Consider the following 6343-nt stretch of genomic DNA (forward strand, 5'->3'; position numbering starts at 1 on the left):
TAAAAGATCAGAAATCAAAAAATGATCAATTGGAATAGGATTATGCTCTAAGGCGGCAGCTCGTATTTGGGAAAGGACAGATACAATTGTCACTCTTGAGCTGTCTGCCGCCTTTCCGGCGAGGGGGCTGTTGAGGCACTGGTACAGGAATTTAATCCAGGCCATGTGATATCGACAGCTCGACCTCAACGGCATTGCTCAATCGCTGTCGTCAGTAGAAATCTCACATATGTCAATTGGCTTATGCACCAGCCAGAACGTGAAACAATGATGAGGCGGGATCGATTCTCTTTCTCGATAATCTGATAATTTCGACGCTGCCAGTAATGCACGATCTGTACGGTTCAGAAGAAAAAGTCAGCTGGAGGAATCCAGTAGCGTCCAAATGAACAGCTGATCATCGGGCTTGTAGCCGACAGACAGCTTACGCCTCATAATGGACAAGCAACGTCGCGATTTTATTTCTCCATAGCGGACTGTCAGGAGATATCCAGAAATCGGTGAAGGGTTGTACTACTCGATCAGGCGCATGACGTTTTGGTCGAGCGCTTCACAGAAGGCTTCGAAACGCTCTAGACGCATACCCTCGGCCTTCGCCTCGAAGCTGCGTATCTGTTTCATTGCCGGTGCCAAAGCTGGATTGTTCTCGACCAATGTCTCTTTGGCCGCAATGCGGTGTAGCAGCGAACTGCACAGATGCCGACCTTGGCGAGTCAATCCGGTGAATAGAACGACCGAACTTACGTTAGTCTCGAGCCTCAGGTAACGGACATGGTCATCATATCGATGAAACCTAGGGTGGAACGCGTCGGTGAATTCCTGGGCCTTTGGATATAGGTGCTGCGTTATCGGGATAGAGCCCCACACGTCATCGGTCTTGAAGCCGTTGCAATCACTGCAAGCCACTGCCAAATTCCAGAACTCAATGGAGAACTGCGGATAGTGGCGCCGCGGAAGGATGTGCTCGATGGGTTTAGCATACGCCGTATTGACCAGCCAGCGGCGGCAATAACAACATCGTCCCCCCTGCGCTTTCAACAGCCTGTGCCTAAAGGCGGACTTGATTGAGGCTCCATTGACGGTTCCGCGTGACGTAACATCGGCCAACGTGTTCAGACTTGGCCAAACATCAACAGCACGTAAGCGAGCCTCTATCCACAAGTTTCGAAGCAGCACCTGCGTGCGAGGGACATGCTTCTTGGTTCCATGCGCCACACTGAGGTACAGACTGATCTCTCGACGCATTTCCATCTCCGACGGTTCTGATCCCTCGAACCAACTCATGTGGCGTTGCTTTCTTCGATTGATGCGAGTTCATCGATGGCTGCACGAGTGCGAGCGACCAAATCCAGGTCTTCCTGCGCATGCGAAAACTGCGCCGGGCTGGCCAGCCGAATAATCTGATCCATCAATTCCAATTCTTCGTGTAGCGCCTCTAGGGTCGGAAGATTTTCATCCTGTAAGGTTGACCGTGCATTGAGACGCTGGATGGTTTGGGACACGATAGCTGCGCAGCGCTCGTGCACTTGCCGATTGTTCGCCGTGTAGGTCCGGAATCCATCGAACAACGCCGTCTCGACGGATCGACGCTGATGAATACTTAGTTCCTTCAATCCATGCCTGCGAGCGACAAAACATTTATCGTCGCAATCGTTGGCACTGGCTATAACAATAGGGGAATGCGTCGCCACGACCATTGAGCAACCCGTGTGGGAGCCGACGGTCTGCAACATCCCTGGAATGGCGCGCTGCCAGTTCACGTGAAGGCTCAATTCGGGTTCGTCTACCAGAATCACAGTGCTTCTGTCGGCGTATGCTGTGAGCTTGAGCGCCAAGGTCAGTAGCTGCTGCTCCCCCGAACTCAACTGGCCAAATCTCGTGATCGAACGCTGGGTTTCTTCTCTCATGAGACCCAACTCGTAATTGCTCTCGTCTGCTATCTGCCAAATGCGTAAGTTTTCATCCGCATTTTCTGTGAGTTGCAACAGTTCAGCGTAGTGCTCTTGGTCGTCATCGAAAGATCTGTTCTTGCCGAATGGCACTAAGTATCGACGTTGGCCGAAGCCTATTTGTCCCATGAGCGCGTTGAAGACCTTGAGCTTCTCGGTGCTCACATGGATCTCGCGCACCATCCGATTAATGTCCGCCGAAGTGCGGCTAAGCGCAATGCTACGTTCCGAAGTACGGGCCCCGACATAGATGAACTGCTGTCCATCTCGCTTGGGCGGCTTGAAGGGAAACCGATCCGTCAGTCCGAACGAGATACCAACGACATGCTGACTGTCCTTCACCAAACGATCCGCTAAATCCCCGAGCAAAGTGCTCTTGCCTTCTCCATTGTTGCCAATGACGTAAATGCGCGTTCCGTGTTTATGTCTTTGCTGCAGGACCTCTAATACGGGGTCACTGTTGAGCAACGGCATGAAAGTTTTACGCTTCGTCCCGTTGTGCGCGCCGTCAATATAGACAGACGCAGCGAGGGTGTAGGTCTTCTCAGCGAGTTCGCCAACATCAATACGCTGGCAGACACCTTCCACGTCTCGATACCCGTCCTTGAAGTAAGCCTCCAGCATTGCTTCTACATCGTCCGATTTGAATCGCTTCTTCCCTGGAGTGCTCCCAGAGCGCCACCCATCCGATGTACCAAGCAACACAATCTCAGCCACGAAAGCCATCAGGATGCCAACGTCGCGAAATTCTCCTCTGCCAGCGAGACCATGTGCGTCAACCATCAAAACAGTATCGTTTGCCTGCCCCCTTTTCCCGAGGAGCCAAGCCGATACTTGCTTGCGTGATCCATGTCGACGATCATGAGGAAGGTCGATTACTGCGAGTAGATAACCGCTTTGCACAAGCTCGCTTCGCAGATTGTTTCGCCAACCCTTGGCTGATCGATCAACACCGGGAACGATGACCAAGGTTGCTCCAGAATAGGATAGAGCCCCTCCGATGTAGTCCAAGGCCTGAAGCGAACTTTGGCAATCGGCCCATCTTGATAAATACTGATGTCGACCGGACGTTGCTCGGCTCGGATGGTCAATCAGCAAAAAACCACTGCCGCGAAAGAACTCGGGATCGTCTACATTGGATGTATCGTCGTTCGTATCAATCGAATGCAGGAACAGACGCAGATCTATGAAGAAATTCAGCCGGTCGAGCACAGCTATGTGGGCGAAAGTATTCGAATTGATGAGGGCATGCTGCACAGCGAACTCGCCCGTTATTGCGAAATACTCCGAAATACTGCGATCGTGTATTGACAAGTGTGCCGCTAGAATGGCGGCTGCGTCGCCACTGCGGTACCCAGTCCCGGCTAAGCGGCTCATAACTCGATGAAACACCTCATCAAAACAATCCAGCAGGAAGTCCTCCTTCGTCTCCCATCTTTCATCTAATCTATCGAGCGTCGAAACAATACGGGCGAATGCTTGAAAGGATCCGACCTCGCTCGGCATACCGTCTCTATTTATAGGCAGAAAATCGTGGATCAGATGCTGCCACGTGTTCATCCATGCAGAACGAAAATCCCCCTCGTAATTGTAAAAACTCTGAGTTGTCAGACCGTTAAAATTTTCACTCTCTTGGTTGGCTAACTTTCGAGAGATCATCTGGAAAGTCGTATACTTTATCGACTGCTCCAAAAGTATGAAACCAATCACCATCAGCGTGAACTGCTCGAACTGTTCTGCCCTCAGACCGGACGACGCACGTAGTGCCCCTAATTCCTTCCAAATCTTCGCCGTTTGTACAGCTCTCTCATCAAACATGATTCCTCCTGTGAACGTTGGCCGATTTCAACTTCTATATGTGACCCAGTTTTTAGATCATTAACGCACAGTCAAGACACAGTGTTTACCGTTCTAGGTTAGGTTAGGTGAGCGTGTGGGCGAGACGAGATTATGAGGGATGTTTGACTGGAGGTCTCACGGTGCAGGATAATGTCTCTTATTTTTAACAATAATAAAGTGGGAATTATAGTTGCGATTATAGCGCAGTCTTGAATGTCCAATTTTTGCATTTTCTATTCGGAACCGGACATTCTGTTTGCCCCCCCCCCATTGCAGTCAAAGCGTACTATTTTTGCAGCATCATTTCCGCCATCCCGTCCAGCCGGGCCTTGTGCCGTTCCCAGTCCGGCATGACACGTTCCAGATGTCCCCAGAAGGCTGGGCCATGATTATGCTCCTTCAAATGACAGAGCTCATGCAGGATCACATAATCAATGCAGTCCCGTGGGGCTTTGACCAGATGCGGGTTCAGCGTGATGGTACCTCCCGGTGAGCAATTGCCCCATTGTGTCTGCATCATCTGAAGCTTCAGAGCAGGAGATGTTCTGACCCACAACGTTGTGGGAAGAAGGGCAGACAAACGATGGCGGAACACGTCCTGTGCCCGCGTAACATACCACAGTTCCAGAAGCTTCTGAATCCGTAAGGCGCTGCGGTCCTGCACAGACACCTCCAGTCGTCCTCGCAACATCCGCACGGTTTCAGGCGTATCAGGCTGATGATGCACTTTCAGAAGATGCCGCCGCCCCAGATAGAAATGACTTTCCCCACTGACATAGTCTCGCGGTGTGGCATGTTCCTGCACCGCTTTGAAATCTCGCAGCTTCTGCCAGATCCAGCGGGTTCTCAGCCGAAGTACCTTGTCCAAATCGGCGTCAGTCGTGCCCTCGGGCACAACGGCCTCAACGCTCAGATCGGGATGGACCTTGATACGTAAGGTCGTGCCGCGGCCCGTCCGTGTGACGAGATCGACGCCGATCTGCTCGCCGCCATAGGTCAGAATGCGTTTGTCCGTTTCGGACATACTTACTGTCCCGCGTGATCAGCCGGACCAGCCCGCATGATCTGAATGACCTGCTCGATGACCTCCTGCGCTTTGTCGATCCCAAAGCCAACCCGCTGACCGACAGTGAAGAGCAGCCCCAGAAGCTGTTGGCGAACGGCTTTTTCCATATCCGGACGGCTAAGCGAGTTCTCCCGCACCGCCTTGTCCACAACTGTGTCAATCTGGAACGCCAGATCAATCCAGCGTTGCTGCTCTTCATCTGTCTGTTTGTGGTTGAAGATCGCTGCCAGAGTTTTTAGAAACACGCCATAATAGGCCTGCGCATGACGATGCCCGTCAAAAACAGACGGAATGTTTTCCAGTTTGCGGTTGGCTACCTGTTCCTCGAACTCCTGAAACAGCATGAACTGCTTGAGTGGGTGATCGAACAACGTCTTCGCTTCTTCAATCACCTTCCGCAGTAATGCTGAGAAGGCTTCCTTGGCATACGGATCATCCTGCATCTCGTGGTCGATCATTTTCGTCACACGGGTTCGGATCAGATCCGTCTCGTTACGGGTTTTTTCCTCACTCCAGTTTTCAGGTTTATTGTCTTCCGGCTTCTGGCCCATCTTGCCGACTGCATAGAGCCCTTCGGATTCATGAACCTTCACACCGGCTACATGCCGGTCCAGCAACTTCTTCACCTGTTCGGCATACTGGTCGAAATCGACTGTTTCCCCCGTATCCTGCATCACCATCTGGCGGAGGCTGGTCATCTGCTTCAGCGTCTCCTTGTAGGTGGCCCGGTCCTTTTCCGTGAAGCTGGTGTCTTCAAAGAACGCCACGGATTGCAGGGCGACTTTCAGGCAGGCCGCAAACTTCGTCAGCGCCTCATAGAAGTCATCCCGGCGCTTGAGGTTCACGTCCACCATCTGGCCGTGTTCCTCCACCATGCGGGGCATCAGCACGGCACGTAGCTGCTGGAGGTCACTCCTGTTCTTCACACCGTCAAAAATAGCCCAGAGTGCTTTATGCAAGGCCGGGAGCTCGCGGTATTCCGTGCTCATCTGGCTATAGAGCCCGGCAATGTCCTTCGGATCATACCCGCCGACATTTTCGGCCGCCAGCTCGTCATATTTGGTCAGTGTGGTGTCCAGTTCAGCCAGAATGCCGCGATAGTCGATCAGCAGTCCGTGCGTCTTCTGGTCATGCAGGCGGTTCACGCGGGCAATGGCCTGGAGCAGATTGTGCTGCTTCAGCGGCTTGTCGATATAGAGCACCGCGTTCTTCGGTTCATCAAAGCCGGTCAGTAGCTTGTCCACCACGATGATCAACTTGAGCGTGGATGCCTCATCTGCAAAACGCTCAATCACACCGCGTGTGTAGTCGTCTTCGCTCTGGCTACCGACATTCTCTTTCCACCAGTCCTCAATTTCCGGCTGTTTACGTTCATCCACTTCCGTATGGCCTTCGCGCGTATCGGGCGGGCTCATGACGATGGCGCTCTCGAACAGACCGACCTCATCCAGATACTGCTTGTAGCGGATGGCGGAGAGCTTGCTGTCAC

Annotated in this window: 4 protein-coding genes; all 4 read right to left on the reverse strand. The window is 52.5% G+C overall.

The window, feature by feature from the left end:
• Window positions 1-513: 513 nt before the first annotated feature.
• A complete protein-coding gene (locus tag HK25_RS12425; protein ID WP_086636404.1) occupies window positions 514-1284 on the reverse strand; it encodes an HNH endonuclease in 771 nt (256 codons plus the stop codon).
• A complete protein-coding gene (locus HK25_RS12430; protein ID WP_086636405.1) occupies window positions 1281-3767 on the reverse strand; it encodes an AAA family ATPase in 2487 nt (828 codons plus the stop codon). Before HK25_RS12430 ends, HK25_RS12425 begins: the two co-directional genes overlap by 4 nt.
• A gap of 307 nt (window positions 3768-4074) precedes the next feature.
• Window positions 4075-4812: a M48 family metallopeptidase gene (locus HK25_RS12435; protein ID WP_086636406.1), complete on the reverse strand. Its 738-nt coding sequence runs from the start codon at window positions 4810-4812 to the stop codon at window positions 4075-4077.
• 2 nt (window positions 4813-4814) lie between these two features.
• On the reverse strand, window positions 4815-6343 hold a 1529-nt coding region (locus HK25_RS12440; RefSeq protein WP_408736140.1), incomplete at its 5' end, for a UvrB domain 3-containing protein.

Source organism: Acetobacter sp. DsW_059 (genome assembly GCF_002153695.1).
In the GTDB taxonomy this organism is placed as follows: Bacteria; Pseudomonadota; Alphaproteobacteria; order Acetobacterales; family Acetobacteraceae; genus Acetobacter; species Acetobacter thailandicus.

What these genes read in the sequence shown, in the direction of transcription:
- HK25_RS12425 (WP_086636404.1), bottom strand. Translation starts at nt 1,284, where the DNA reads ATGAGTTGGTTCGAGGGATCAGAACCGTCGGAGATGGAAATGCGTCGA.
- HK25_RS12430 (WP_086636405.1), bottom strand. Translation starts at nt 3,767, where the DNA reads ATGTTTGATGAGAGAGCTGTACAAACGGCGAAGATTTGGAAGGAATTA.
- HK25_RS12435 (WP_086636406.1), bottom strand. Translation starts at nt 4,812, where the DNA reads ATGTCCGAAACGGACAAACGCATTCTGACCTATGGCGGCGAGCAGATC.